23 protein-coding genes are annotated in these 26,991 nt (G+C 57.3%); 14 read left to right on the forward strand and 9 right to left on the reverse strand.

All coding sequences use genetic code 11. The features are described 5' to 3' along the window. Positions 1-16: 16 nt before the first annotated feature. Both AC2FIZ_RS04375 and AC2FIZ_RS04380 read left to right on the forward strand, forming a co-directional pair. Entirely contained in the window at positions 17-1,162 is a 1,146-nt protein-coding gene (locus AC2FIZ_RS04375) for an HlyD family secretion protein (RefSeq protein WP_281994737.1), read from the forward strand. An 11-nt stretch (positions 1,163-1,173) separates the two neighbouring features. Further along, positions 1,174-2,736: an efflux transporter outer membrane subunit gene (locus AC2FIZ_RS04380; protein WP_281994738.1), complete on the forward strand. Its 1,563-nt coding sequence runs from the start codon at positions 1,174-1,176 to the stop codon at positions 2,734-2,736. A 3-nt stretch (positions 2,737-2,739) separates the two neighbouring features. Here AC2FIZ_RS04380 and mprF read toward each other — a convergent pair whose 3' ends face one another. Continuing rightward, positions 2,740-5,349, reverse strand: a complete 2,610-nt coding sequence (gene mprF / locus AC2FIZ_RS04385) for a bifunctional lysylphosphatidylglycerol flippase/synthetase MprF (RefSeq protein ID WP_281994739.1) — start codon at positions 5,347-5,349, stop codon at positions 2,740-2,742. A 98-nt stretch (positions 5,350-5,447) separates the two neighbouring features. Then, positions 5,448-5,876: an Lrp/AsnC family transcriptional regulator gene (locus AC2FIZ_RS04390; RefSeq protein ID WP_142634311.1), complete on the reverse strand. Its 429-nt coding sequence runs from the start codon at positions 5,874-5,876 to the stop codon at positions 5,448-5,450. A gap of 86 nt (positions 5,877-5,962) precedes the next feature. Between AC2FIZ_RS04390 and rocF the strand changes: the two genes are divergently transcribed. The 3 genes from rocF to ocd are packed head-to-tail and all read left to right on the forward strand — an operon-like array spanning position 5,963 to position 8,853. Further along, the gene (rocF, locus tag AC2FIZ_RS04395; protein WP_496790642.1) at positions 5,963-6,883 is read left to right on the forward strand and encodes an arginase; all 921 of its coding nucleotides are present in this window, start codon (positions 5,963-5,965) and stop codon (positions 6,881-6,883) included. Continuing rightward, positions 6,883-7,803, forward strand: coding sequence for a citrulline utilization hydrolase CtlX (ctlX, locus tag AC2FIZ_RS04400; protein ID WP_496790643.1), 921 nt, complete (start codon positions 6,883-6,885; stop codon positions 7,801-7,803). The genes rocF and ctlX overlap by 1 nt, the downstream gene beginning before the upstream one ends. A 9-nt stretch (positions 7,804-7,812) precedes the next feature. After that, the gene (gene ocd / locus AC2FIZ_RS04405) at positions 7,813-8,853 is read left to right on the forward strand and encodes an ornithine cyclodeaminase (RefSeq protein WP_142634317.1); all 1,041 of its coding nucleotides are present in this window, start codon (positions 7,813-7,815) and stop codon (positions 8,851-8,853) included. A 67-nt stretch (positions 8,854-8,920) separates the two neighbouring features. Here ocd and AC2FIZ_RS04410 read toward each other — a convergent pair whose 3' ends face one another. The 3 genes from AC2FIZ_RS04410 to AC2FIZ_RS04420 all read right to left on the reverse strand — a co-directional run bounded on the left by AC2FIZ_RS04410 (position 8,921) and on the right by AC2FIZ_RS04420 (position 12,039). Continuing rightward, entirely contained in the window at positions 8,921-10,324 is a 1,404-nt protein-coding gene (locus tag AC2FIZ_RS04410) for a TRAP transporter large permease (protein WP_281972234.1), read from the reverse strand. Positions 10,325-10,327: 3 nt separating this feature from the next. Next, on the reverse strand, positions 10,328-10,957 hold the full coding sequence (locus tag AC2FIZ_RS04415) for a TRAP transporter small permease subunit (protein WP_281972235.1): 630 nt from the start codon (positions 10,955-10,957) through the stop codon (positions 10,328-10,330). A gap of 65 nt (positions 10,958-11,022) precedes the next feature. Next, entirely contained in the window at positions 11,023-12,039 is a 1,017-nt protein-coding gene (locus AC2FIZ_RS04420) for a C4-dicarboxylate TRAP transporter substrate-binding protein (RefSeq protein WP_496695146.1), read from the reverse strand. A 428-nt stretch (positions 12,040-12,467) separates the two neighbouring features. On the opposite strand from AC2FIZ_RS04420, the gene acs reads away from it, so the two are divergent. The 8 genes from acs to AC2FIZ_RS04460 all read left to right on the forward strand — a co-directional run bounded on the left by acs (position 12,468) and on the right by AC2FIZ_RS04460 (position 21,866). Beyond that, positions 12,468-14,432 carry an acetate--CoA ligase gene (acs, locus tag AC2FIZ_RS04425; RefSeq protein ID WP_142634325.1) on the forward strand — a complete coding sequence of 655 codons (1,965 nt, stop codon included), beginning with the start codon at positions 12,468-12,470 and terminating at the stop codon, positions 14,430-14,432. A 7-nt stretch (positions 14,433-14,439) separates the two neighbouring features. Continuing rightward, on the forward strand, positions 14,440-15,123 hold the full coding sequence (locus AC2FIZ_RS04430) for an adenylate kinase (RefSeq protein ID WP_142634327.1): 684 nt from the start codon (positions 14,440-14,442) through the stop codon (positions 15,121-15,123). A 184-nt stretch (positions 15,124-15,307) separates the two neighbouring features. Then, the gene (locus tag AC2FIZ_RS04435; protein ID WP_142634329.1) at positions 15,308-15,592 is read left to right on the forward strand and encodes a DUF4212 domain-containing protein; all 285 of its coding nucleotides are present in this window, start codon (positions 15,308-15,310) and stop codon (positions 15,590-15,592) included. Positions 15,593-15,598: 6 nt separating this feature from the next. Continuing rightward, positions 15,599-17,383 carry a sodium:solute symporter family protein gene (locus AC2FIZ_RS04440; RefSeq protein WP_142634331.1) on the forward strand — a complete coding sequence of 595 codons (1,785 nt, stop codon included), beginning with the start codon at positions 15,599-15,601 and terminating at the stop codon, positions 17,381-17,383. A 111-nt stretch (positions 17,384-17,494) separates the two neighbouring features. Beyond that, positions 17,495-19,318, forward strand: a complete 1,824-nt coding sequence (locus tag AC2FIZ_RS04445; RefSeq protein WP_271946600.1) for a DUF294 nucleotidyltransferase-like domain-containing protein — start codon at positions 17,495-17,497, stop codon at positions 19,316-19,318. A 26-nt stretch (positions 19,319-19,344) separates the two neighbouring features. Further along, positions 19,345-19,863, forward strand: a complete 519-nt coding sequence (locus tag AC2FIZ_RS04450) for a hypothetical protein (RefSeq protein ID WP_142634335.1) — start codon at positions 19,345-19,347, stop codon at positions 19,861-19,863. 1 nt (position 19,864) lies between these two features. Further along, positions 19,865-21,277, forward strand: coding sequence for a 3'-5' exonuclease (locus AC2FIZ_RS04455; RefSeq protein WP_271946595.1), 1,413 nt, complete (start codon positions 19,865-19,867; stop codon positions 21,275-21,277). Positions 21,278-21,365: 88 nt separating this feature from the next. After that, positions 21,366-21,866: a flavin reductase family protein gene (locus tag AC2FIZ_RS04460; protein WP_496790645.1), complete on the forward strand. Its 501-nt coding sequence runs from the start codon at positions 21,366-21,368 to the stop codon at positions 21,864-21,866. A 3-nt stretch (positions 21,867-21,869) separates the two neighbouring features. Here the strand turns inward: AC2FIZ_RS04460 and AC2FIZ_RS04465 are convergent, their stop codons facing one another. The 3 genes from AC2FIZ_RS04465 to AC2FIZ_RS04475 are packed head-to-tail and all read right to left on the reverse strand — an operon-like array spanning position 21,870 to position 24,102. Then, on the reverse strand, positions 21,870-22,349 hold the full coding sequence (locus AC2FIZ_RS04465) for a DUF6505 family protein (RefSeq protein WP_281994741.1): 480 nt from the start codon (positions 22,347-22,349) through the stop codon (positions 21,870-21,872). Further along, on the reverse strand, positions 22,349-23,044 hold the full coding sequence (locus AC2FIZ_RS04470; protein ID WP_281972240.1) for a biotin/lipoate--protein ligase family protein: 696 nt from the start codon (positions 23,042-23,044) through the stop codon (positions 22,349-22,351). The genes AC2FIZ_RS04465 and AC2FIZ_RS04470 overlap by 1 nt, the downstream gene beginning before the upstream one ends. Further along, entirely contained in the window at positions 23,041-24,102 is a 1,062-nt protein-coding gene (locus tag AC2FIZ_RS04475; protein ID WP_142634347.1) for an Mrp/NBP35 family ATP-binding protein, read from the reverse strand. Before AC2FIZ_RS04475 ends, AC2FIZ_RS04470 begins: the two co-directional genes overlap by 4 nt. Positions 24,103-24,212: 110 nt before the next feature. Between AC2FIZ_RS04475 and AC2FIZ_RS04480 the strand changes: the two genes are divergently transcribed. Continuing rightward, positions 24,213-24,941, forward strand: coding sequence for a hypothetical protein (locus tag AC2FIZ_RS04480; RefSeq protein WP_496687667.1), 729 nt, complete (start codon positions 24,213-24,215; stop codon positions 24,939-24,941). On the opposite strand, the gene AC2FIZ_RS04485 is transcribed toward AC2FIZ_RS04480, so the two are convergent. After that, a complete protein-coding gene (locus AC2FIZ_RS04485) occupies positions 24,935-26,887 on the reverse strand; it encodes a 4Fe-4S binding protein (protein ID WP_496790646.1) in 1,953 nt (650 codons plus the stop codon). The genes AC2FIZ_RS04480 and AC2FIZ_RS04485 overlap by 7 nt on opposite strands. Between the last annotated feature and the right edge of the window lie 104 nt (positions 26,888-26,991).

Raw genomic sequence — 26,991 nt, forward strand, 5'->3', positions numbered from 1 at the left:
AAGGAAGTCCCACAATATGTTTGTCGCTCTTGGCATTACGCTTTTCTACATCATTTTTGTCTGGCTGATCTTCTTCAAACTACAATGGCTTAAGTTCAGCATCGCCTGGGGCATCGTTTCCTTCTGGGTGGGTGCTCATCTGTTATTGATCTTTATGGTTGCGCTGCGGTTCTTCCAGCCATTTTCGATCGACAGCCACGTGGTCCGCTCAACCATACAGATCGTACCGCGCCTGACTGAACCAACCATCCTTTCCGAGGTTCTGGTCGAGCCGAATACAGAGGTGAAGAAAGGGGATCCGCTGTATCGGTTCGACGACACCGTCTTTGCGCTTGAATTCGAAGAGGCATCCGCACAGTTGGTTGCAGCCCAGCAGAACGCCAAAATTCTGGAACAGGATGTGATCGTCGCGGGTGAAGCCGTCGAGCGAGCAAACGCGCAACTGGCATATGCACTGACCCAGCAGGCACGGTATGAAAACCTTGTCCCTGCGGGTGGTGCCCGAGAGGATGAGCTGGATCGCTGGAACGAGCAGGTCACGGAAGATCAGGCCAAGATAAAAGAGGCCGAAGCCAATCTGGAAAAGGCAAAGCTGGCGCTGGATTCGCAGATCGACGGGGTCAATACCGGAATCGTTCAAGCTCAGGCTCAGTTGGAAAAGGCCCGGTACTTTCTGGACAATACTACGATCTACGCGCCCGAAGATGGTATGATCGTTTCACAACAGGCACGCCCGGGTCTGGTTGTCGGTGACATCCGATTGGGCGCAATCGCCAGCTTTGTGACCAAGGAAAACCCCTATATTCTCGCCACTTACCGGCAGCAGAACCTGAAATTTGTGAAACCCGGGCAACAGGTTGAGGTCGCGCTGGACTTATATCCCGGAGAAATCCTGACCGGCAAAGTCGAGGCAATCTGGTGGGCAACCCGCCAGGGTCAATATCTGCCATCAGGCCGCCTGCCCGGATTTGAACTGCCAAAAATTCCTGGACATATTGCCGTGCAGATTTCGGTCGAAATTCCAGATGGCCACGTCTTTCCCGCCGGTGGACATGCCGCGGTGGCAATCTATACCGGCCAGGGCAAAAGCTTTGAGTTCCTGCGGCGCATCAATATCCGCCTCTATTCCTTCGCAAACTTCATCCGACCACTGGACATTTAAGGACACGCTGTATGACACGGGCCAGGCTAAACCGCAGTTTGATGGGCACAGCCCTGTGTGCCGCGCTGCTGGTGGGATGCGCACCTGTCGGTCCTGATTTTGTGCGACCGAACTCTCCGGTCGTGAAGGAATGGATCGAGGTAAACAACCCCTCAGTCGGTCCCAGCGGCCTCACCTCGCGTAGTGCCCCTGTGGCAAAATGGTGGGAGACCTTCAACGACGCCACTTTGAACCGGTTGATCGCCGAAGCCTATGCCCAGAACCTGGCGCTACAGGTGGCCGGTGCGCGCGTATTGCAGGCCCGCGCACAGCTTGGGATTGCCTTTGGTGAGCTTTACCCCCAATCGCAGGCCATCGGAGGTTCGATCGAGCGGCGCCAGATCAGCGACAATATCGGACCGATTTCCGATATCAATCGGATCATCCCTCTGGATACTGAATTCTCGACCTCGCAGGTTGGCTTCGACGCCCAATGGGAACTGGATGTGTGGGGGCAGCAACGCCGGGGTGTGCAGGCCGCACGATCCAATCTGGCACTTCAGGTCGCTAATTACGATGACGCTTTGGTCACGCTGACCGGCGATGTAGCAGCGTTATATGTAAGCTTCCGCGCGCTGCAAGAAACCCTGTTCGTGGCACGAGAGAATATCAAGCTGCAACAGGAATCGGTTGATCTGACGCAACTGCGTTTCAACAACGGCGTCACCACTGAACTGGATGTGCAAGAGGCCACCGCCCTGCTGAACAATACCATGGCGCTGGTGCCGGAGATTGAAAGCGATCTTCAGCAGACCAAGAATGCTTTGGCTGTTTTACTGGGAACAACACCCTCGCGCATGGCCGGGTTGCTGGGTAATTCCGGTCGTATCCCTTCGGCCCGATCCAACGTCGCCGTTGGAGTACCAGCGGAATTGCTGCGCCGACGCCCGGATGTACGCGCCGCAGAACTGGCCGCTGCCACACAGTCTGCGCAAGTTGGGATCGCGATTGCTGACCTGTATCCCCAGTTCATCCTGTCCGGTTCGATCGGCCTGCAGGCCTCGGGCAGTCAGGACCTGTTTTCATCCGCCAGCAATACTGGGCTGGCCAGTGCCGGAGTGGTCTGGAATGTGCTGAATTATGGGCGGATCAAGAATAATGTCCGCGCCCAGGACGCAGCTTATCAGGCCTTGATTGCGAACTATCAAAACACCGTCCTGACCGCCTATTCCGAGGTTGAAAGCGCCATGGTCGCCTATGCGCAATCACGCAAACAAGTGACATTCTACCAAAACAGCGTCACCGCATCGCGCAAAGCTGCCGAGATCGCGGTGAACCAATACCGGGATGGCATCGCCAGCTATTCCCGCGTTCTGAACACGCAAACCGCATTGCTGCGATCACAGGCCAATCTGATCGAAGCCCGCCAGCAGGTCTCGAGCAATCTGGTTGCAGTCTACAAAGGTTTAGGCGGTGGTTGGCAAATCCGGCAAAATCAGGAGTTCCTGCCGGAAACCGTGCTGGCCGAAATGGCCTATCGCACCGATTGGGGAGACCTGCTGCAACAGGCTCCGATCCAAGCCAGCCTGAACTGAGCGCTATTTCGTCAGACCGCGCAAGCCGCCCGAAATCAGAATGTTGACCTCGTAGAGAATACGCGGCGCGGCCAGTCCTCCGGGGCTGGCCAAATAGTTCGGGCTCCATTCTGGTTCGAATTTCTGCTTGAACGAGCGCAGCCCCTCGAAGTGATAAAACTGTTCGCCATGTTCATAGACAAAGCCGCCAATGCGGTTCCACAGTGATGCCAGTTGCCGGTTTTCGATCCCGGAAAACGGTGCCGCCCCCAGCGAGAACCAGTGGAACCCCTGCTCGGCGCCCCATGACATCATCTCGGCAAACAGCGCATCCATAACAAAACTTGGGCTATCTGGTTCATACCGCATCAGATCCAGCGACAGTTCTGATTTTTGCCCGCCCTGAAACAGGTTAGCAAACGCGACGATCTCACCTGTTTCGCCATTCCGCAGCACCGCGTGGTCGAAATAGGACAGATAGGTTTCATCAAATCCGCCAAGCGCAAAACCTTTCTCGGCCCCAGCCTTTTGCGCCAGCCAGTCATCCGAAATCTTGCGCAACTCGGGCAGGATCAGGGTTAGTTCCTGTTTTGGAATAATCTCGAAAACATACCCTTCGCGTTCGGCCCGGTTCTTGGCCTGACGGAACCGCTTGCGGGATTTTCCGTCCAGCGAAAAATCTTTCAGCGGCACCCGCGCTACTTCGCCAATTTTCAGGATCGACAGGCCAAGGTCTAGAAAGGTCGGCAGGTATTTGGTGGAAACGCTGTAGAAGGCACAAAGTTTACCCTCACGGTCCGCCATCTCGCGCAGCTGCCATATCAGCTGTTTACCGGCGGTTTCATCCCCTACTGGCTCACCTTTGGTGACCAGTGCGTTGCCGGTATCGGCATAAGCCAGAAAAGCGGTTTCATCCGGCGCGATCAGGAACTGCTTGTCCCCGGTCAGGGAAATCTGGGATTCTGTGTCTTCGCTTTCCATCACCAGACGTTCGACTACTTCGGGGATTTCTGTGCGGGCTGGAACAGGAATCTCGCGCCCGAACAGTGAGCTAACGGCAACCACTCCAAGGATGACCGCAACCACAAGGCTGGATCGTAGGAACCGCGAGGCGTCGCCGTTCCAGGCAAACTCCCACCACAGGGCATTTTGATATTCGACATGGGAATAAGAAAACAGACCCACCCAAAAGATCACGGCAAGCAATGCAAGAACGCTGACCAGCCAGGGTATGTTCAACCTGAAGATCGACGCGCCGCTAACCCGATAGAACGCATCCCGGAACATGGCCAGCAGAACGATGCTACCCACCATGCTGAGCGCTTCGTGCGTATCCAGCCCTTTGGTCAGCGAAGCGACAAAACCGGCCAGCATCAACAGCATGGCCACAACCCAAGCCCGGTAAAGCTTGCGAAACAGCCCCCGTGATACAAGGATCAGCAAGACCCCTACCGCGCTTCCGGCCAGGTGGGACGCTTCGACAAAGGACAGGGGCAGGAAATCCCGTAGCACACCCAGGTTACCGCTGCTTGCAGGCAACGCGCCGGAGACCAGAAGTATCACACCGGCCACTGCGGCCACACCTGCGGCCACCATGGGCACGATCGGACGGATCACTCGATAAACCCAAGTGGCTGCACCAGTAATATGTCGACGATGGGTCAATGCTGATGCCACAGCGATCGAGAGTGTGGCGATGAGGAAGGGAAGAAACGTATAAACAAGGCGATACAGCAACAGCGCGGCAATGACATCCGACCGGCCTGACGCGCCAAGTCCCGCGATCATAGTCGCCTCGAAGGCGCCAATTCCACCCGGCGCATGGCTGAGGATACCGACCGCAATCGCGCCAATAAAGATGGTGAAGAAATAGGGGTAGCCGATCCCAAGGTCTGTCGGCAGCAGCACATACAGAACCATCGACGCACCAAACACATCGCCCAAGGCCGCCAGCGTCAGCAACCCGGCCAGTTTGCCGCCGGGAAGGTTAAATCCAACCCCGCCATAGGCCAGCCTGCGCCCGCCTTTCGACAGCCAGATGAACAGCGTTGCCAGAGCGATCAAAAGGCCCAATCCTATGACCGTCTCGACCGTATCGCTGATTGGCAAAACCTTCGATATCCCGTCGGGATGAAAGGTCAGCAAAGCCCCTAACAGCAAGGTCATGCCGGACCAGAAAGCGATCCACGAGGTCGCAATAACCCCAGCGACACGCCCCAGATCCAGCCCCAAAGATGCGTAGATCCGATACCGGATCGCCGTGCCCGTGATGTAGGAAAACCCAAGGCAGTTTGACACCGCATAACCACAGGCCCCGGCCATGCCCGCAACCGGCAAAGGAACCTCACCGTCGGCAACGCTCTGGACTGCAAAGACGTCGTATAAAGACAGGGAAACAAAGCTAAAAGCGGTCCAGCACAAGGCGATGAACAACAGCGTCCAAGAGGTGTTCGCCACATCCGTCTGAACGGATGACCATTTCACATGTGCAGACAGTTCATGCAGCACGGTCAGGGCGACCAGCATGACGATTACGGGAATGGCGATTCTGACCAGGGGTCGTTCCAGAAAACCGGATACTCTTTCGGCAAGTCTGATGGCCCAGAGTTCTTTGCCTGTATCCTGATCAGTCATGTGATTTCCCTGTTTCAGGTTTGCAGCTGCCTTTGCGCGGGTGGCGAACGCATCGCAACTTTTACACATATTCCTTGCTGCTCAAAGCACTACAGCAATCAGACGCGGCCTTTCCGAGTAGAAAGAAGCAAGTTGGTTTCGGATCGCGTAATCCCTTCGATCCTGCGGATGCGAAACAGGATTTCATCCAGTTCGGCCAGGGTCTCGGTCCCAATCTCGGCAATCAAGTCCCAACCGCCATTTGTCGAATGGACAGCCCGCACCTGTGGCATGGCGGCAATTTGGGCCATGGTGCGCTCGGTGCCGCGCCCTTCGATTTCCAGCATCATCAACCCTCTGACCGGGCTTTGCGCCACATCCTGCCGTGTCAGAACCGTAAAGCCCACAATCTCGCCGGATTGCTTCAAACGTTGCAGACGGCTGCGCACTGTTGTGCGTGTGACTCCCAGTGTTTCAGCCAGTTCCGAGAGTGAAGCACGGGCATCCCGATGCAGAGCGCTGAGAAGCTTGCCATCCAAATCGTCCATTCAATACTTCCGTTATGTCACTTGCGGTTCCATTTTGAGCATTTTGATCCCTATCCGCAAGCCACATTGCCGGAGTAGTATTCCATATGGATACAAACAACGTAATTCTGGTTGGCGCCCCGATGGATTCGGGCAAGCGTCGACAGGGCTGCCGGATGGGCCCCGATGCCTATCGGGTTGCGGGGCTTCAATCAGCTCTTTCCGATCTCGGTCTTCACCTACGGGATCTCGGCGATATCACACCTGACATTCCGGATATGTCCGAACATTCGCATCTCTTCGCCCTGCCCGAGTGTATCGGCTGGACCAAGGCTCTCAGCCGTGTCGCGCAGGATATTGCCCCACAAGGCCTGCCAATTTTCATGGGCGGCGATCATGCGCTTTCGATGGGCACGGTTTTGGGCATGGCACAGCACGCCGAGCGGATCGAACGCCCACTGTTCGTTCTCTGGCTGGACGCGCATAGCGATTTCCACACACCCGAGAGCACCGATAGCGGCAACCTGCACGGGACACCCGTAGCCTATTTCACCGGACAGCCCGGATTTGACGACTTCCCACCGGTTTCATCGCCAGTTCCGACCGACCGGGTCGGCATGATCGGTCTGCGCTCGGTCGACCCAGCCGAACGGGCTCGGCTGGAACAGGATCGCGCAATGCTGGCCGATATGCGAAGCATCGACGAAAACGGCATCAAAGCACCGCTGATGGCCTTTCTGGAGCGGGTCCGGGCAGCGGATGGCATCCTTCATGTTTCGCTGGATGTGGATTTCCTTGATCCGTCCATTGCTCCTGCAGTTGGCACAACAGTTCCAGGTGGCGCGACCGAACGCGAGGCTCATCTAGTGATGGAACTGCTGCACGAAAGCGGTCTTGTCTGCTCGCTGGATCTGGTAGAATTGAACCCGTTTCTGGACGAACGCGGCCGCACTGCAAAATTGATGGTGGATCTGGCCGCCTCATTGCTGGGCCGCCGCATCTTTGACCGCCCCACCCGGAGCTTCTGATGCAATCTCTACAAGCCCCACCAGCCGTTGTGATGATCCGGCCCCATGCGTTTGCTTCGAACCCCGAGACACGCGACGACAATGCGTTCCAGACCTTGGCCAACCGCTCGGCAGCGGCCACGTCTGTCCAAGCACGCGATGAACATGATCAGGCGGTGGCGCTGCTGCGCGATGCGGGTATTAAGGTTCATGTCTTCGACGATTTCGGAGACCTCGACACACCAGACAGCGTATTTCCGAACAACTGGTTCTCGACCCATCCCGGCGGACATGTGGCAATCTATCCGATGTTTGTGCCGTCGCGCAGGCGCGAACGTCGCGCCGACGTCATAGAAATGTTGAAACAGGAGTATCGTGTTCAGGACGTGATCGATTATTCCGGGCTTGAACAGGACAGACTGGCGCTGGAAGGCACCGGAGCGATGGTTCTGGACCACATTGGCCGCGTGGCCTACACGGTCAAATCCAACCGCGCCGACCCCGTTCTGTTGGAGCGTTTCTGCACCCATTTCAACTATGAGCCCATCGCATTCGAGGCGCATGATGCCGCAGGACGTGATGTCTATCACACGAATGTTCTGATGGGCATCGGCTCCAAATACGCGCTGATCTGTCTTGATATGATCGCGGACCCCGAACGCCGCGCGACAGTGAAAGCCAGGCTGGAAGAATCCGGTCGCACGGTCATCGACCTGACCCATGATCAGATCGCTGAATTTGCTGGCAACGCCATCGAACTGAGCGGCCTGAATGGTCCCGTGCTGGCGCTGTCCAGCCGGGCACTTGCCGCCCTGACCCCGGAACAAATCGCTACAATCGAAGCCAGCGCGACACCTCTGCCGCTTTCGATTCCCACCATTGAAACTGCCGGTGGATCCGTGCGCTGCATGATTGCGGGCATCCACCTGTCCTGCCGATAGGAGCCCCTAATGCAACCATCTGAAAAGGCCCTGGTGCCGTTTGTGTCTGTCGACAATATGATGAGACTGGTCCACCACATCGGCGTCGAACGTATGATCACCGATATTGCGGCGCAAATCGAAGCTGATTTCAAACGGTGGGAAAGCTTTGACAAAACACCCCGCATCCCTGCCCACTCGCCGCATGGGGTGATTGAACTGATGCCAACCTCAGACGGTGAGGCCTATGGGTTTAAATACGTCAACGGCCACCCCAAGAACACCTCCGAAGGCCTACAGACCGTTACCGCATTTGGATTGCTGGCAGACGTCTACACAGGCTATCCGACCCTGCTGACCGAAATGACCATGCTGACTGCATTGCGCACCGCAGCAACCTCTGCTCTGGTCGGCAGCTATCTTGCGCCCAAATCGGCCTCGACCATGGCAATGATCGGGAATGGCGCGCAATCCGAATTTCAGTGCCTCGCCTTCAAGGCCATGTGCGGGATTGATACTGTTCGCTTGTACGATACCGACGCGGCTGCTACCGAAAAATGTGCGGCCAACTTGGCGGGCTCTGGCCTCTCGGTCGTGAAATGCAAATCCCCTGAGGACGCCATCGAAGGCGCGCATATCATCACGACCTGCACGGCGGACAAGAAAAATGCCACGATCCTGACCGATAACTTGGTCGGCCCAGGCGTCCACATCAACGCGATCGGCGGCGACTGTCCTGGCAAAACCGAACTGCACAGGGATATCCTGCTACGCTCTGAAATATTCGTCGAATACCCGGAGCAAACCCGTATTGAGGGCGAGATTCAGGCCCTTGAAGACGATCATCCCGTCACCGAGTTGTGGCAGGTCATGACGGGTCAGGCCGAGGGTCGCAAAGATGATCGTCAGATCACGTTGTTTGACAGCGTAGGCTTCGCGATCGAGGATTTTTCAGCCCTGCGCTACATCCAGTCCGCAGTCCGGGGCACAGATTACTACGAACCCTTGGACATGCTGGCAGACCCTGACGACCCGCGCGATCTGTACGGAATGCTGATGCGAGCGAAATAGAGATACTCTGCCCCCGTGCGCCAGCCGGGGGCAGGTATCACCAAAGATTGACTTCGCCAGATGCCAATTACCCGGCCAGCGAAGGCAGGTACAGAACGATGCCCGGAAAGGCGACCAGCAGCGCAATCGTCACGGCGTCGGCGATGAAAAACGGCGTCACGCCCTTGAACACGTCCTGAACGCTCAGATCAGGGCGGACGCCGGCAACGACAAAGCAATTCAAACCGATCGGTGGCGTGATCAGGCAGAACTCGGCCATTTTCACCACCAAAATACCAAACCAGATGGCGCACATCGGACCGGACATCCCAAACGTACTTTCCGCAACGGTGACGGCCTCGCCCCCGTTCAGCGCCATAACTGCCGGATAGACAACCGGCAGAGTCAGCAATAGCATCCCGATGGCATCCATGAACATGCCGAGCACCGCATAGGCCAGCAGGATGCAGATCAGGATCAGCATGGGTGACATTGTCAGCGACGTGATCCAGTCGGAAAACGCGCTTGGCAAATCGGCGAAACCCAGGAACCTGACATAGATCAGCACGCCCCAGATGATCGAAAAGATCATCGCGGTCAGTTTGGCGGTCTCAAGCAGTGCGGATTTCAACTCTGCCCATCTCATGCCGTGGAACAGCGCGAAGCAGAACACGATAAAGGCACCGATTGCCCCGCCTTCGGTTGGCGTGCCCCAGGCTTTTTCACCAAACGGGTTATAGACGAAGCAGATGATGATCAGGATCACCGCAACAATCGGTAGGGCACCAGGCAGCGCGGCAAAACGCTGTTTCCAAGTAAAGCCAGTGACCGGCGGGCCGACATTTTTGAACACAACGGCGATGCCGACGATCAGCAGACCATAGATAACCGCCGAAAACGCTCCCGGTATGAACCCGGCGAGCAGCAGTTTGCCCACATCCTGCTCTACGATGATCGCATAAATCACAAGGATCGCCGAGGGCGGGATCAGTGAGGCCAAAGTGCCACCTGCAGCAACTACGCCCGCCGCAAATTGTTTGTTGTACCCGACCTTCAGCATTTCCGGGATCGCGATCCGGGCAAATACCGCAGATGTCGCGACCGATGCCCCCGAGACCGCAGCAAAACCAGCGGTGGCGAACACGGTTGCGACCGCAAGCCCACCCGGAACCCATGCTACCCAGCGCTTGGCGGCCTCGAACAGCGCGCGCGTCAGGCCTGCGTAGTAGGCAAGGTAACCGATCAGGATAAAGGTCGGAATCAGGCTGAGCGTATGGGCTGCAACCTTGGAATGCGGCACTTGCCCTGCGGTTTTTACCGCAACGGTCAGCGCCTTGCCGAACCGGTCGGGATCATATCCGAATTTGGCCCAGAATATCCAAACCAGACCGATCAGCCCCGCCAAAGCCGCGGCAAAAGCCACACGCATTCCGGTGATAACCAGAACCAGCAGACCACCGGTGACCCAAAGGCCAATCTCAATCGAGTCCATTTACTAGTCCTGCCCTTCGAATTGTTCGGCTTCAGCGGCAGCCTGCGCAGCAGCGTCCTGTATCATCGGCACCGCAACTGGGTTTTGTAGGCCCAGCACAAAGGCCCATCCATAACCCCAGATTTGCAGCACAAGCCGCAAGCAAAGTACCGAAAACGCAATAGGTGCCAGTAACTTGGCAGGCCAGAGCGGGATGCCAATGTCGATCGAGCTGTCCCGGCTCCACAGAGGTGCGCCAAAGTCGAATGATCTGTCGAAATGGGACCAGCTGCCCCAGACCAATGCCAACATGAGCACCAGGATGAGAACGACCGAAATCAACTCGAACAGCCACAAAGCCCGTCCGTGTAGCCGCGAAATGACAATATCCATCCGGATATGGCCCCCATCGCGTTGTACGTAAGAGATACCTAGAAACGCAATCAAAGGCATGGCTTGCTCGATCCAATCGACATAGCCCGGCAATGGCGCGTTATAGGCGTTGCGCCCGCTCACCGAGACAACTGCCAGCACCATTAACCCGAACACGGCAATTCCGCTGATCAGTGCAAGCGTACGCTCGGCCCTTAACAGCAGCTGGTCCAGCCTGCTCAGACGGCTATCATCTGCAAGCACCGTCGCCTGTCCTGCCATTCCGCTGGCCCTTTCTGTATTGGAATCAGTGTCCGGGTACCGCGCTGGGTACCCGGAACGCGTGATCAGTTCCCGCCACGCTGTTGTTTCAGCGTCAGTTGAACAAGATCATATAGATCCTGCGCAGGCAGACCCTGCGCGGACATGTCAGCGATCCACTGCTCGCGGATCGGATCAGCAGCCTTGGTGCGGAATTCCTCCAGCACGGCTTCGTCGATCTGAACTTTCTGCACGCCTTTTTCGGTCAACACACCATCCCACTGCTCCAGCAGACCGCCGTAATTGGCGAGATAATGGGCAATGGCCTCGTCGACAGAACTGTTAAGCGCTTCACGATGTTCCGCAGGCAGCGCTTCGTAGGCGTCGATATTGACCACAACCGGACAGTTTACAGTGCCGGGGTTCAGGTTGGCCGTCCACCAGTCGGCTTCGTTGATAGTGCCGAAAGACAAATGTGCGTGCTGAGCAAAGGCCACTGTATCAACAACACCGGATTCCATCGCATTAAACGCCTCGGTCGCGGGCACCGATGTTGGAACACCGCCAACGGCCTCAAACGCCTTGCCCAGCCCGCCAGTCGCACGTACACGCATGCCGTCAAAATCGGCAAGCGTTGAGCGCGGATCACCGGTTCCAACGATATTATACTGGGGCATTGGCGACGTCATGATGATCCGGGCATTCCACTGAGCCATCTCATCCTTAACGGCGGGATGATCATATACAGCGTGGCTGACGGCCACCTCTTCTTCCAAATTGTTCACGCCCAGGAACGGCAGTTCAAGTACAGTGATCGCCCGATTTTTGTCGCGGTGATAGCCTGCGCAGAACTGCGCCATTTCGAATGCACCGATCTCAATCCCGTCCAGATTCTCTTTCGGCTTTGACAGCCCGCCATAGCTGACATTGATCGTGAATTCGCCACCGGTTTTTTCGCTGACCAGTTCAGCCAGTTTCTCGACATGTTCGGTAAAGGCCCGGCGTTTGCCCCAGACCGAAGCATTCCATTCTGTTGCTGCAGCTTCGGTAACGAATGCAACAGTCAGGGCGGCGACGGCGGCACCGCTCAACATTTTAGTCATAGTGATTTCTCCCATTGATGCGCCCCCTTTTTTGGGTCGCTTGAGCGTAAAGCTAGCGCCAACATCGATATGTGCCAACCCCTGCCAGACCACCCACCAAAATCTGCAATCCGCCCGCCAGCGCTAACAATCATAAGGTGTATATGAAATGTGTAAATTTCACGGGCGAGCACTTTGAAAACAGTTGAAATGTGGTTAACATCTATATTGCTGTTTTAAATATGTTTTTTTACTATCTTACGATTTCCTTTACAAATCCCCCAGACGGAATGAAATTTATTAACAAATAAACCCTGCTATTTCTGTAATTTATTTCTTTGTTTTCTGATCTCCGTATTATCCTGCATCGGGAGGAAACAGGTCGACATTGCCTGTTCAGCGGGCAAGATTGTCCCAGTGAATTTAAGTCCAGAGGGAGGAACCTCAGAATGACAACCGCTGCTCAGGCAGATGCCAAAGTTTATCCGCCATCCGCAGAAATTTCAGCGCGTGCGCATGTCGATGCCAAGAAATACGGCGAAATGTACACGGCTTCTATAAACGACCCCGTTGCATTCTGGGGCGAACAGGGCAAACGCGTTGACTGGATCAAACCCTATACCCAAGTGAAAGACGTCAGCTATGATTTGGGCTCGGTCGGGATCAACTGGTATGCGGATGGCACTCTGAACGTTTCAGCCAACTGCCTGGATCGTCATCTGAATACACGCGGCGATCAGACTGCGATCATCTGGGAACCTGATGACCCGAATGAACCCGCCCAACACATTACCTATGCCGAACTGCACCGCCGTACCTGCCGGATGGCAAATATCCTGGTTTCCATGGGCGTGCGCAAAGGCGACCGTGTGGTCATTTATCTTCCGATGATCCCCGAGGCTGCATATGCGATGCTGGCGTGCGCACGTATCGGCGCAATCCACTCGATTGTTTTTGCAGGGTTTTCCCCCGATGCCCTGGCTGCACGCGTCAACGGATGCGACGCCAAGGTTCTGATTACAGCTGATGAGGCCCCTCGCGGCGGCCGTAAGACACCTTTGAAGTCAAACGCAGACGCGGCCCTGCTGCACTGCAAGGACACGGTGAAATGCCTGGTGGTCAAGCGTACCAACGGCCAGACCACATGGATCGACGGGCGCGACTACGACTATAACGAGATGGCGCTCGAGGCGGATGACTATTGCGCGCCTGCGGAAATGGACGCCGAAGACCCTCTGTTCATTCTGTATACCTCCGGTTCGACCGGTCAGCCAAAAGGTGTCGTGCACACGACCGGCGGATATCTGGTCTATGCGGCAATGACGCATGAGATCACCTTCGATTACCATGAAGGCGACGTCTATTGGTGTACCGCCGATGTCGGCTGGGTGACCGGCCACAGCTATATTGTCTATGGCCCGCTTGCCAATGGCGCGACCACGCTGATGTTCGAAGGTGTTCCGACCTATCCGGATGCATCCCGCTTTTGGCAGGTCTGTGAAAAGCACAAGGTCAATCAATTCTACACGGCCCCTACCGCTTTGCGCGCCCTGATGGGGCAAGGCAATGAATGGGTCGAGAAATGCGATCTGAGCGATCTGCGCACGCTGGGCACTGTGGGTGAGCCGATCAACCCGGAAGCGTGGAACTGGTACAATGACGTTGTCGGCGGTGGGCGCTGCCCGATCGTGGACACCTGGTGGCAAACCGAAACCGGTGGTCACCTGATGACCCCCCTGCCCGGTGCCCACGCGATGAAGCCCGGCTCGGCCATGAAGCCGTTCTTTGGCATCCAGCCTGTGGTTCTGGACCCGCAATCCGGGGTCGAGATCGACGGCAACGGCGTCGAAGGCGTGCTGTGCATCAAGGACAGCTGGCCCGGCCAGATGCGTACGGTCTGGGGCGATCATGAACGGTTCGAGAAGACTTATTTCTCGGACTACAAAGGCTACTACTTCACCGGTGACGGCTGCCGCCGGGACGAGGATGGCGATTACTGGATCACCGGACGTGTGGACGATGTGATCAACGTCTCGGGGCACCGCATGGGTACGGCCGAGGTCGAAAGCGCTCTGGTGGCACATGCTGCCGTGGCCGAGGCCGCGGTTGTGGGCTATCCCCATGATATCAAGGGGCAAGGCATCTATTGCTATGTCACCTTGATGAATGATCGCGAACCCTCGGACGAGCTTGTGAAAGAGCTGCGCACCTGGGTTCGGACCGAGATCGGACCGATTGCCAGCCCGGATGTGATCCAATGGGCTCCTGGCCTGCCAAAAACCCGCTCGGGCAAGATCATGCGCCGTATCCTGCGTAAGATCGCCGAGAATGATTTTGGATCGCTCGGTGACACATCGACCTTGGCTGATCCGTCCGTGGTCGACAACTTGATCGAAAACCGCGCAAGCAAGTGAGGATGTGATGGACGCTGCCACGATCACTACACCCACCGTACTGATCCTTCTCGGCCCCCCGGGCGCCGGGAAGGGTACACAGGCCCGTATGCTCGAAGACAAGTTCGGGCTTGTCCAACTCAGCACGGGTGACCTGTTACGGGCGGCAGTTGCCGCGGGAACCGAAGCCGGAAAAGCCGCCAAAGCTGTCATGGAGGCGGGTGATCTGGTCAGTGACGATATCGTAATTGCAATCCTGCGGGATCGTCTGGCCGAACCGGACTGCGCCAAGGGCGTCATTCTGGACGGCTTCCCCCGCACCACGGTTCAGGCACAGGCGCTGGACGCGCTGCTGTCAGAGACCGGTCAGCAGATCAACGCAGCCATCAGTCTTGAGGTTGAAGACGCTGAAATGGTGATCCGTATTTCCGGCCGTTACACATGTGCCGGATGTGGCGAAGGGTTCCATGATCGGTTCAAAACGCCCGCAGTCGAAGGCAAATGCGACAAATGCGGCAAGACCGAGTTCAAGCGCCGCGCAGATGACAATGCTGAAACCGTCGCCTCACGGCTGGCTGCCTATCACGCGCAGACCGCGCCGCTGATCACTTATTACCAAGACCATGGCGTTCTGAAAGGTCTGAACGCCATGGGCAATATCGAAGACATCGCCGGCAATCTGGAACGGATCGTCAGCGACACAATGAACTAGGGGAATATGACCCGCCCTCAATAAGGGCCGAATTCCTAAAGGAAAACTTCAAAGGACCCGCTCTGGCGGACCAGAGAAGTCTTGCCTGATGCCACCTGGCATCAAGCATATCGAAAAGTGGCCCCGCGCGCTGGAGGGTTAGGACAACGGGCCGCTCAAAGAGGAAGCGAAGGAGGAACCCGCGATGGCGGATCAATCAACACACTCCGCGCAGACTGCCGAAGCCGATAAGGGCTATTGGCAGGCCAACCTGCGTCTTATCTACATCAGCCTGGTGATCTGGGCGCTGGTGTCGTTTGGATTCGGCATTTTGCTGCGTCCACTTCTGTCCGGCATTTCCGTCGGCGGAACCGATCTCGGCTTTTGGTTCGCGCAACAGGGATCCATCTTGGTCTTTCTGCTGCTGATCTTCAACTACGCCTGGCGGATGAACAAGCTAGACGCTGAATACGGCGTTGAGGAGGAGTAAGACCCTATGGACCAGTTTACCATCAACCTGCTGTTTGTGGGCGCGTCCTTTGCGCTTTACATCGGCATCGCGATCTGGGCCCGTGCTGGGTCCACATCAGAATTCTACGCCGCCGGTCGCGGCGTTCACCCGGTCACCAACGGTATGGCGACAGCGGCAGACTGGATGTCTGCAGCCTCGTTCATCTCGATGGCGGGCCTCATCGCCTTTACCGGCTATGACAACTCGTCCTTCCTGATGGGTTGGACCGGTGGTTATGTGCTGCTGGCGCTGCTTCTTGCCCCTTACCTGCGTAAGTTCGGCAAGTTCACCGTGTCAGAGTTCATCGGCGACCGCTTTTACAGCCAGACCGCGCGTATCGTGGCGGTGATCTGTCTGATCGTAGCGTCTGTGACCTACGTGATCGGCCAGATGACCGGCGTTGGCGTAGCTTTTGGCCGCTTCCTTGAAGTGTCAAACACCACCGGGTTGTTAATTGGTGCAGCCGTTGTTTTCGCCTACGCGGTGTTTGGGGGGATGAAGGGCGTGACCTACACACAGGTCGCTCAGTACTGCGTGCTGATCACCGCCTACACAATCCCAGCCATCTTTATTTCCCTGCAACTGACTGGCAATCCGGTTCCGGCTCTGGGTCTGTTTGGTGATACCGCCAGCGGTGAACCGCTGCTGACCAAGCTGGATGCGATCGTGACCGAGTTGGGCTTTAACGAATACACCGCCCACCACTCGGACACGCTGAACATGGTGCTGTTCACGCTGTCGCTGATGATCGGTACGGCCGGTCTGCCGCACGTAATCATGCGTTTCTTCACCGTGCCGAAAGTGGCTGATGCCCGCTGGTCTGCCGGTTGGGCGCTGGTGTTCATCGCACTGCTTTACCTGACCGCCCCTGCGGTTGGCGCAATGGCCCGTCTAAACATCAGTGACATGATGTGGCCAAATGGCGGCATCGAAGGTGGCGCCGTATCCGTCGAAGATATCGACAACGACGCCCGTTATGACTGGATGGCCACATGGAAGAAAACCGGCCTGCTGGACTGGGAAGACAAGAACGGCGACGGCAAGATCCAGTACTATAACGACAAGAATGCCGACATGCAGGCGCTTGCGGAAGAGAAGGGCTGGGTCGGAAACGAGCTGACCAAGTTCAACCGTGACATCCTGGTTCTGGCCAACCCCGAAATTGCCAACCTGCCGGGTTGGGTGATCGGTCTGGTCGCTGCCGGTGGTCTTGCGGCTGCTCTGTCGACCGCTGCGGGCCTGTTGCTGGCGATCTCGTCCGCTGTGTCACACGACCTGATCAAAGGCGCGATCAACCCGCAGATTTCGGAAAAATCCGAGCTTCTGTCGGCGCGGATCGCAATGGGCGTGGCCATTGTTGTGGCGACATATCTGGGCCTGAACCCTCCGGGTTTTGCAGCGCAGACCGTTGCCCTGGCGTTTGGTCTGGCAGCTGCCTCGATCTTCCCGGCGCTGATGATGGGGATCTTCTCGACCCGCATCAACAACACCGGTGCGGTTGCTGGTATGCTGGCTGGTCTGACTGTGACCCTGGTCTACATCTTCCTGCACAAGGGCTGGTTGTTCATTCCGGATACCAACTCGTTCACGGATGCTGATCCTCTGTTGGGTACGATCAAGTCGACTTCGTTCGGTGCGATCGGTGCATTGGTCAACTTCACTGTCGCCTATGTGGTGGCTGGCATGACCAAGGAAACCCCGCAAGAGATCAAGGATCTGGTCGAAAGCGTCCGCATTCCCCGTGGCGCGGGTGCCGCTCAGGATCACTGAGTAGAGATGCGGCCCCTGAGCACCTTGCCAAAGGCCGTGTCTTTCGACTGACTACTCCCGCCCGGCATTCCACCGGGCGGGATTTTTCGAATAGAAACCGAGGAGTATCCGATGCCCCTGCCCCAAGCCGAGATCACGCGGTTTCTGAAATCCGTTCACCCTTATGACGCCCTGCCCGCCGATGATCTGGCAACGCTGTCTGATCAGATCGAAGTTTGGGAGGTCGAAGAAGGATCCCCGGTGTATCAACTGGGCGCGCCCCTGCCCGGCGTATTCGTGATTTACGAAGGACAGGTTGAAATCACTGACAGGAACGGCGCGATTGTCTCTCATCTGGGGCTGCGCAATTCTTTCGGGGAACGCGGTTTACTGAAAGACGGTAAAGCCGCGACCAAAGCGCAGGCGCACGCAAACTCGGTTTTTCTGGTGATCCCGCCCAACCTGATCCGAGACCTCATTGACGAACATGAAATCGTCGCCAAATTCTTTGATCGGACCCGCACGGAACGCTCCAGCCCCCAAAGCCTTGCAACCAGCGCTATCGACGTTCTGATGGCACATAACCCCGCAACCTGCCCCCCTATTACCACCGTTCGCGAAGCGGCGCAGATGATGAGGGACAGACATATTTCCTCTCTCTGCATCACCGAGGGGGACATTCTTTTGGGGATCGCCACCTTACGAGATATCTCGGGCAAATACGTTGCCGATGGGATGTCTGTGGATACCCCTGTATCGGCAATAATGACGGCAAACCCGGTGACGCTGTCGCCGTCGGATATCGGATCGGATGTTCTTCACATCATGATGGAGCGCGGCATCGGCCATATTCCGGTATCCGAAGCTGGGCGTCTGGTCGGAATTGTCACCCAGACAGACCTGACCCACTATCAGGCGGTCAATTCCGCCGAGTTGGTGCGCCGGATAGCAAATGCGCAAACCGCGCAGCAGATGGCAGAAGTGACCGAAGAGATTCCCCAGCTTCTGGTCCAGCTTGTCGCTGCCGGAAATCGCCACGAGATCGTTACGCGCCTGATTACCGATATCGCCGACACAGCCACCAGACGTTTGCTGGCAATGGCGGAAAAACAGCTTGGACCACCACCTGTGCCTTACCTATGGCTGGCCTGTGGATCGCAGGGACGACAGGAACAAACCGGGGTGTCGGATCAGGACAACTGCTTGATGCTGGATGACAAAGTAACCGATGACGACCTGCTATATTTCCAGGCACTGGCAAAAATCGTGTCGGACGGGCTGGATAAATGTGGGTACTTTTATTGCCCGGGCGACATGATGGCGACAAATCCACGCTGGTGCCAACCGGTAAGTGTCTGGCGTGATTATTTTCGCGGGTGGATCGCCAAACCAAACCCCGAGGCGCAGATGCTGGCCTCGGTCATGTTCGACCTGCGCCCCATTGGCGGCGCATTTCACCTGTTCGATGACCTGCAGGCCGAAACGCTGGCCGCGGCCCAAGCGAATTCAATCTTTGTGGCACATATGATCTCGAACTCGTTAAAGCACACGCCGCCGCTGGGCCTGTTACGCGGGTTTGCCACGGTACGCTCGGGTGAGCATCGCAACACGCTGGATCTAAAGCATAATGGCGTGGTGCCTGTGGTTGACCTGGCCCGGATATACAGCCTTCAGGGGCAACTGTCCCAGGCCAATACACGTGCCCGCCTGAAAGCAGCTGGGGCGGCAGGCGTCCTCAGCCCCTCAGGTACCCGCGACCTGCTGGACGCTTACGATCTGATCGCCGAAACGCGGCTGGACCATCAGGCCCGTCTGGTGAAAGGCAACAAGAAGCCGGACAATTTCCTGCCCCCTTCCGATCTTTCGGACTTTGAGCGAAGTCATCTGCGAGATGCCTTTGTCGTGGTAAAAACAATGCAATCGGCGGTCGGCCACGGTAAAGGAATGCTGGGCTAAACCCTCAGGAACCTTGGAGAGTATTCATGTTCTTAGAACTGATCGGCACGATATTTGCAGGCGTCGCCCTAGCCGGCATCGTGATGGTGATCAACAAACTGACAGGTGGACGCCTGCCTCGTTGGTCCGCACCAGTCGCGGCGGGCATTGGCATGATCGGGATGACGATCAACAGCGAGTATTCATGGTTTGACCGCACGCGCGATACGCTTCCAGATGGTCTGATCATCATTCAAGAGGTCGAAAGCCGCGCTTTGTACCGTCCCTGGACCTATGCGATGCCCTTTGTTGATCGTTTTGCCGCAATCGACACCCTATCTGTGCGCACCAATGACCAAGTGCCTGAGCAACGCCTCGTTGAACTGTATTTCTTTGGTCGCTGGGCACCGGTTTCAAAATTGCCGGTCGCTGTGGATTGCGACAAGAACCAACGCGCCAATCTGGCGGATGGGGCAGAGTTTGGTGACAACGGCCAGTTGCTGAACGCCGATTGGGTAACAGGCTCTACCAACGATCCGATCATCGAGGCCACTTGCGGAGTGTAACATGCTGACCCGATTAAGCCTGCGCCTGCGGATTTTCCTGTTCTTCTGCCTACTGGCGGTCGGCGGGGTTGCCGTCAGCTCGGTTGCGCTTTGGGTCAGCTACAGGCGGGCGGCGGATCCGGCCCTTTTTGACGCGTTTATCTTTGCAGAGATCGTCATCGGGTTCGGTCTGCTGGCCCTGATCGCCGCTGTCTGGCTATTGTTCGACGATAATGTCGCCAAGCCGATCGAAAGGCTTTCCGCTGAACTGCGCGCACGAGCGCATGCCGGTGTCAGCCGCGACCTCGATCTGCAAGCCGCGCGGTATCTTGGCGACCTGGCCCCTGCGGCTGCCGGTCTGGCCAACCAACTGTCCGACAAGACCATGGGCGTGGCAGAGGCTGTCGCTGCTGAAACCGAGCATCTGGCTGCGGAACAGCAAAGGCTTAGGGCGCTTTTGACTGAAATTCCTGTAGCCATATTGCTGGCTAGCGCCTCTCACAGGCTCGTTTTGTATGACGGACAGGCGGCCGAGGTTCTGGCACAGATTTCGCATCCACGCCTGAATGCGCCACTGTTCGATTACTTCCAGCCAGACGCGCTGCAGAAAGCCTATGCTAAACTGACCAAGACCGGGATGGAGGCATCCTGTTCGCTGACCAGCATTGATGGGGCGCAGACCTATTCAGCCCGCATGAAACCGCTGGGGGAAACTTCCGGCTATATGCTAATCCTAGATGACAGCGCCGCCAATATAGCGCCTGAGGCTGCCAGACCTCTGGTCTATGACTTTGGTTTGCTGAACACATCCACCGACCAATCATTCGAGACATTGCCTCTGCGCGAGCTTTGTTTTGTTGTCTTCGACACCGAAACCACAGGCCTGCTGCCGCACAAAGACGAGATCGTCCAGATCGGCGCAGTCCGTGTGGTAAATGGACGGATGGTCGAAGGCGAAAGGTTGGATATGCTGGTGAACCCGGTCATGCCGATCCCTGCCGCCTCGACCAAGGTTCACAAGATTACGGATCGAATGGTCGAAGGCGCGCCGGAAATCGCCGAAGCCGGGCGTATCTTTCACGAATTCGCGCGAAATGCTGTAATCGTGGCTCATAATGCACCTTTTGATATGGCGTTTCTACGACGCCACGCCGACCGTATGAAAGTTGAGTGGACGCATCCCGTACTGGATACGGTCCTGCTATCAGCGGTCCTGTTCGGCGCCAGCGACACGCACACTTTGGACGCGCTGTGCGAACGGCTGGACATTACAATTCCGCATGAGCTGCGCCATACGGCATTGGGTGATGCAGTTGCCACCGCCGAGGCGCTGGTTCGGATGCTTCCGATGCTGCAAGCGCGCGGGATGAATACGTTTGGCGAGGTCATCGAAGCAACCCGCCGGCACGGTCGTCTGCTTGAGGACCTGAACTGAGGGCGAAATATGCACCTCAGGCGCAGCTTTTCATGGACAATCCCGACTTGCCGTGGCACCTGAGGCGCGGCCACAGAATGAGCGTGAGATGACGGACCGCACCTTCACCCCAACCCCGGACAACAGCACCGCGTTTCGCGAGGCATTGGGGTGTTTTGGAACCGGCGTCACCGTTGTCACCACCGAAACTGCGCTGGGGCCCCGCGCAATCACGGTCAATTCGTTTTCCTCGGTCTCGCTGACGCCTCCGCTGGTGCTGTGGTGCCTGGCGAAGGATTCAAACCGGTTCGACGCTTTCAAAGACTGCGATCACTATTCGATCCATGTGATGGCTGAGGAACAGCAGGAACAGGCCCTAAAATTCGCGCGCGAGGGTGCGGATTTTTCACATGCCAACTGGGCCGCAGATCACCGTGGTCGCCCTCGTCTGGCGGATTGTCTGGCGCGGTTCGACTGCCAGCTTCAAGCCCGGCACGAGGCAGGGGATCATCTGATCATCGTGGGTGAAGTCGAACAGGCCATGTACCGCACCGGCAAAGGCCTGATCTTCAAACGCGGTCAATTCGGCGGCTTTGCTGATCTGCTATAAGCCCTATTCGTCCAGCGATCCGTGGACCGCCAGCGCCTCAAGCTGGGTTTCCTGCGGTGTGATGATGCGAAACGCCTCAAGCACCCCGGTTTCAGACAGCTCGCGGGCGACGGTCAGCAGAGTATTGGCGGCGTGTTCATCACATAGCTCTGCCATATGCGCGATCTCTTCCTGCGCAACACCCAGGGCGGCCTCGACCGATGGGGCCCCGTAGAATTGCACGAAATGTTCCGCCAAATTCCGGGCAATCTGGTCGATCTCGGCCTGTTCAACCTGCGTCACCGCTACAAAGGTCACCCGGCCGAATGTCTCAACCCCTAACCAACCATTCGCAAAGGCCTGGCGGGCTTTACCCTCCAAATCGCCTTCGCCCCAATTCGAAAACTCGAACCCGCCTGAAATGCACCACTCACCCGTTCGCGCCGGAGAATGAAACACATTCGTGTCGCTTTCATCGAAATGGATCGCACGGGCCAGTTTCATCATCCGTTCTCCAGTAAGTCAGTCAGCGGGTGCAGGCGGGTGTCCGCACCATTGCGGATAAGCATGCCAAACCGTTCATCAGTGCCCAAAAAGACCCCGATCTCGCCGAAGGGTTCGCCAACACCACGCAACAAACCCAACCATTCGCTGTGCAACGGCGCGTTGCCGTCTTCTTGCCAACGGTTGAGCCAGGTCAGCATATGGCGTGACCAGCTTTCAATCAGCTGGACAGGCTGGACCTCGGCACACCCTTCATCATAGAGCGCTGTGATATCCGGGGTCTGGCCTGGCGCAGTGCTGGTCTGTATCAAGGCCAGCTCCCAGCCGACAATCAACCAGTCAGGCTCAATCTGAGGATCTGAAGTCGACGCAGCAACCTGAAACTTGCCGCAGGTCGCACCATTCACACAGATAGGGCCACCCCAGTCCAGATGAACGGCAACCTCGGGCGGGGCCAGAGCGCCCAGCGCATTCTGAAACCCAACTCCGCAAAGCGGCAACATCACCATGGCATCCTGCAATGGAACCTCAGGTGCAAATACAATGGCAACGCGCAAACGGTTGGCCTGAATGTTGTAGACCACCGTTCCGGCATCACAGCCCAGCGCTGCCATCGCCTGGGCGCGTTCGAACGGGTCTTCCCCGCCCTGAACGCCATGTCCAGTCAGCAACGGAGGAAAGACCGGCTGGGTCATGCATTGCCCTTGGTGATCATGTCGCGGGCAATCTTGCGGAAAGCTTCGGCCTGTGCGCTGTCCGGCTTGCTGACAACGATGGGCGCGCCCCCATCCGCCGCAACCCGGATATCCAGATGCAGCGGAATCTCACCAAGCAGCGGAATGCCCAGCGCCTCGGCCTCGGCGGCGACGCCGCCATGGCCGAACACATGTTCCTCATGCCCGCAATTCGAACAGATATGGGTCGACATATTCTCGATCATTCCAATAATCGGCGTCTTGAGCTGATTGAACATATCGATCCCTTTGCGCGCGTCGATCAGGGCCACGTCCTGCGGGGTCGACACCACGATGGCCCCGTCCACCTTGAACTTCTGGCTGAGCGTCAGTTGCACATCGCCGGTGCCCGGCGGTAGGTCGACAATCAATACATCCAATGCTCCCCACTGAACCTGCCCCATCATCTGCTGAAGCGCGCCCATCAGCATCGGACCACGCCAGACGACCGCCTGCCCTTCGTTGGTCATCAGTCCCATCGACATCATCGTGACGCCATGATTGCGCAGCGGCAGGATCGTTTTGCCATCCGGGCTGGCCGGGCGGCCAGAGACACCCAGCATCCGAGGCTGTGAAGGGCCATAGACATCAGCATCCAACAACCCGACACGCCGCCCTTCTGCAGCCAAAGCACAAGCCAGATTTGCGGATACGGTGGATTTACCGACTCCGCCCTTACCGGATGCAACGGCGATGATCCGATCGACACCCGGAACGGCCTGCGGACCTGTCTGAGATGGTTTCGGCTTGGGCTTCAGTTCAGGCGGGGCCTTTTCGGAATGCGCAGTCATCATGGCGGAAACCTTGTCGACCCCCTCCACCAACTGCGCAGCCTGCTCGGCGGCGGCGCGCACCGGCTCCATCCGCTCTGCCTGTTTCGGATCAATCTCAAGCACAAAGCGCACTGTATCGCCATCGACATTCAACGCGCGGACAACTCCGGCGCTGACGATATCCTGGCCTGAAACCGGATCGGTGATTTTCTTCAGGTTCGCCAGAACCGCGTCACGAACACTCATGCCATTACCCTTTTGGTTTGCCCGGTCGTTGGGATACGTTTCATTGCATGTGTCTCCGTCTTTTTTTCGTTCATTTGACGCATTCGGGCGCAGGCCGATAAGCTGCCTTTATGCGGGTTACCTTCTTTTGCCTGAGCTTGCTGCTCTCTGCTACCCCCTCTTGGTCGCAAGAGGCGCTGGGGCTTGCCGCCCCGGATGAGGTTACAGACTCTGGTCTGTTGCAACATATTCTTCCGCGTTTTTCTCTCAAGACCGGGATACGCGTCGTTGCAGACGATTCCGGCGCTATGGCTTTGGGCGGTTCACCGCCAGGTGATCCGGTATTCGAGCGTCATGGCGTCACCTATCACCTGCGCATTGTGGACGACCCAAGGCAGATTCGGTTTCGGGAGTGGCTGCTTTCTGACATCGGCAAACGCACCGTTGAAAGCTTTAGCCCCGATAGCGGCCCGTCCTATTCGGCCAGTTTCACTGTCGAAGCCGCAACAGAGGGTCCGAAGATCGAAGGCGACGCTGTCCTGGGTGCGGAATTGTCGATGACCCATTGCGGGCGGTGCCATGTGATCGGTCCAGAGAACCGAATGAACGGGCTTGGCTCCACCCCCTCTTTCGCCGTGCTGCGGGCTATGCCGGACTGGTCCGAACGGTTCGAGGCCTTCTTTGCCCTGAACCCTCATCCCGCTTTCACACAGATTGAGGACATAACCCCACCCTTCGATCCTCTGCGTCCCCCTCCAATCCACCCGGTCGAGATGACGCTAGAGGAGTTAGAGGCCATTCTGGCCTTTGTCTCGGCCATCAAGGCAGCAGATCTGGGCGCGCCGCTACAGCTTCAATGATCCTTTCTTTTCGAGAAATAGTCCTCGGTCGTGACGACTTTGGGTTTCGGGTTTGACTGAAACGGGTTGTCCTTGTGTTGGAACTGCGCGTTCACGCGACAGTTGTCACACATCTGGATCATGCGCGCCTGCTCGGATGTCGCAAACATCGGATGCGTACCAGACAACTTTTCCATGATACGTTCGACGGTCGATTTGACACCAAAGAGAGCACCGCATTCCACACATGCAAAAGGATCTTCTTCGTTCAACACGTCCTGAGACAGGGCCGCATCACTTAAATCCAGTTGCGGAACCAGAGTTATTGCATTCTCGGGACAGATTGTCCGGCACAGACCACATTGCAGACAGGCATCCTGTTGAAAGTTCAGCTGCGGCATATCCGGGTTGTCGGCCAAAGCGCCTGACGGACAAAGGGACACGCAGCTGAGGCACAATGTACAGGCGTCCGTATCCACCGCGATGGCCCCATAGGGTGCATTCTCGGGCAAGGGCAACGGGGCTGCGGCCTGCGGGTTCAGCGCCTGTGCGGCCAGTCGCGTAATCTGCCTGCGATTTCCCAGCGGCAGAACCGGGTCGGCCAAGGGGGGCGGCACCTCCTGCGCATATAGCAGGTCGGACAGCGCATCGGGATCAGCCTCATCGATCAGTGCCAGACCGCCCGCGCCAGCGATCGCCTGCGCCAGCGCCAGTTCGCGGTCCAAGGCATCCCTTTCGGTTGTTGGGGCTAGCAGCACATCAACCCGCGCAAACCCATGCGCCAGCGCGGCCAGCATCTCGGCATGGCCAAAGCCCGAGATCACGTTCAGCTCCAGCGGGATCACATCCGCTGGAATCCCGCGTCCGAAACGGGCGGACAGGCGGATCATTTCGGCCCCATGCGCGTCATGCACCAACAGCCGGGGTGCTTGCCCGCCTGCACGCCGGTAGGTGCGCGACAGAATGTGCATCCGTGACAGCAGCGCAGAAACGGGCGGATCCTCGTAAGTTATCGCGGTAGATGGGCAAACCGCCGCGCATTCTCCGCACCCTGCGCAAACCATAGGGTCGATGGCTACATGTTCGCCCGCAGGGGTGATCGCCCCCGTCGGGCAGATATCCAGGCAATTCGTACACCCGACCTGTTCGGCACGGGAATGCGCACAGAGGGATTCTTCCAACCGGACATAGAGAGGCTTTTCAAATGTCCCGACCAGTTGCATGGCCTCAAACGCCAGCCGTTCGACAGCGACCGCATCTTTGGGATCAGCTCGCAAATACCCTTCGCGCTTGGCTGGGGCCTGAACCAGAGGCGTGCCGCCGGTCAGATCCACAACCATATCGCATGAGGAGTTCGCCCCATCGCGCGGTTCGGTCCAGCCAAAGGCCCCGCGCCCACCGGGTTCAAGCTGTTGCAACGCATCCAGCTTTATCGAAAACCCGCCCAGCGCACCTTTCACAGTACGAACGCGCCCGCGCACCACATCAAAGCTGCGCGACATGGGGTCCATGTCATCAGTAGCCAAGACCGTCACGGCCAACTGGTCCGACAGGCGTTCTGCCACTTCAAAGCTCAGCGCGCCGGGCCCGACGATGAAACACGTCCCTTCGCTGACCACATCGACACTGGGTGTGATCGGCTGAGGCAACACCGCCTCAGCAGCCAGCGCGGCCATTTTGGGGGCAGCATCCTGCCCTTGTTCAGACCACCCAGCACGATCGCGAAGATCGACAAACCCTGGCACCTCGACACCTAACTCATCGGCCAATGCCAGAAAAACATCCTGCTCTTGTGTACAGGCTATTACGACTTTGCCCTCTTGCAGCGGCTGTGCGACGCTTTCCAGTTCTTTCGTACATAATGCGGTGTGAATTCTGGAACAGGCGACGTCGCAGGCTGACGATATTTTCTCGGCGTCAACGACTTGCGATCCCGCGCAGTCACATAGCAGCAATCTTGTTCCCATAACCTCCCCCGGATGTCCTCCCCAGTCCAAGGTAAGCTTAGAACCTCTGAAGAAAGTAGCAATGCCCGTGGGGGTCGGATCGCCGGAACAAAGCCCGATAAGAG

It is taken from the genome of Ruegeria sp. CDSB022 (genome assembly GCF_059611145.1).

What these genes read in the sequence shown, in the direction of transcription:
- AC2FIZ_RS04375 (WP_281994737.1), top strand. Translation starts at nt 17, where the DNA reads ATGTTTGTCGCTCTTGGCATTACGCTTTTCTACATCATTTTTGTCTGG.
- AC2FIZ_RS04380 (WP_281994738.1), top strand. Translation starts at nt 1,174, where the DNA reads ATGACACGGGCCAGGCTAAACCGCAGTTTGATGGGCACAGCCCTGTGT.
- mprF (WP_281994739.1), bottom strand. Translation starts at nt 5,349, where the DNA reads ATGACTGATCAGGATACAGGCAAAGAACTCTGGGCCATCAGACTTGCC.
- AC2FIZ_RS04390 (WP_142634311.1), bottom strand. Translation starts at nt 5,876, where the DNA reads ATGGACGATTTGGATGGCAAGCTTCTCAGCGCTCTGCATCGGGATGCC.
- rocF (WP_496790642.1), top strand. Translation starts at nt 5,963, where the DNA reads ATGGATACAAACAACGTAATTCTGGTTGGCGCCCCGATGGATTCGGGC.
- ctlX (WP_496790643.1), top strand. Translation starts at nt 6,883, where the DNA reads ATGCAATCTCTACAAGCCCCACCAGCCGTTGTGATGATCCGGCCCCAT.
- ocd (WP_142634317.1), top strand. Translation starts at nt 7,813, where the DNA reads ATGCAACCATCTGAAAAGGCCCTGGTGCCGTTTGTGTCTGTCGACAAT.
- AC2FIZ_RS04410 (WP_281972234.1), bottom strand. Translation starts at nt 10,324, where the DNA reads ATGGACTCGATTGAGATTGGCCTTTGGGTCACCGGTGGTCTGCTGGTT.
- AC2FIZ_RS04415 (WP_281972235.1), bottom strand. Translation starts at nt 10,957, where the DNA reads ATGGCAGGACAGGCGACGGTGCTTGCAGATGATAGCCGTCTGAGCAGG.
- AC2FIZ_RS04420 (WP_496695146.1), bottom strand. Translation starts at nt 12,039, where the DNA reads ATGACTAAAATGTTGAGCGGTGCCGCCGTCGCCGCCCTGACTGTTGCA.
- acs (WP_142634325.1), top strand. Translation starts at nt 12,468, where the DNA reads ATGACAACCGCTGCTCAGGCAGATGCCAAAGTTTATCCGCCATCCGCA.
- AC2FIZ_RS04430 (WP_142634327.1), top strand. Translation starts at nt 14,440, where the DNA reads ATGGACGCTGCCACGATCACTACACCCACCGTACTGATCCTTCTCGGC.
- AC2FIZ_RS04435 (WP_142634329.1), top strand. Translation starts at nt 15,308, where the DNA reads ATGGCGGATCAATCAACACACTCCGCGCAGACTGCCGAAGCCGATAAG.
- AC2FIZ_RS04440 (WP_142634331.1), top strand. Translation starts at nt 15,599, where the DNA reads ATGGACCAGTTTACCATCAACCTGCTGTTTGTGGGCGCGTCCTTTGCG.
- AC2FIZ_RS04445 (WP_271946600.1), top strand. Translation starts at nt 17,495, where the DNA reads ATGCCCCTGCCCCAAGCCGAGATCACGCGGTTTCTGAAATCCGTTCAC.
- AC2FIZ_RS04450 (WP_142634335.1), top strand. Translation starts at nt 19,345, where the DNA reads ATGTTCTTAGAACTGATCGGCACGATATTTGCAGGCGTCGCCCTAGCC.
- AC2FIZ_RS04455 (WP_271946595.1), top strand. Translation starts at nt 19,865, where the DNA reads ATGCTGACCCGATTAAGCCTGCGCCTGCGGATTTTCCTGTTCTTCTGC.
- AC2FIZ_RS04460 (WP_496790645.1), top strand. Translation starts at nt 21,366, where the DNA reads ATGACGGACCGCACCTTCACCCCAACCCCGGACAACAGCACCGCGTTT.
- AC2FIZ_RS04465 (WP_281994741.1), bottom strand. Translation starts at nt 22,349, where the DNA reads ATGAAACTGGCCCGTGCGATCCATTTCGATGAAAGCGACACGAATGTG.
- AC2FIZ_RS04470 (WP_281972240.1), bottom strand. Translation starts at nt 23,044, where the DNA reads ATGACCCAGCCGGTCTTTCCTCCGTTGCTGACTGGACATGGCGTTCAG.
- AC2FIZ_RS04475 (WP_142634347.1), bottom strand. Translation starts at nt 24,102, where the DNA reads ATGAGTGTTCGTGACGCGGTTCTGGCGAACCTGAAGAAAATCACCGAT.
- AC2FIZ_RS04480 (WP_496687667.1), top strand. Translation starts at nt 24,213, where the DNA reads ATGCGGGTTACCTTCTTTTGCCTGAGCTTGCTGCTCTCTGCTACCCCC.
- AC2FIZ_RS04485 (WP_496790646.1), bottom strand. Translation starts at nt 26,887, where the DNA reads ATGGGAACAAGATTGCTGCTATGTGACTGCGCGGGATCGCAAGTCGTT.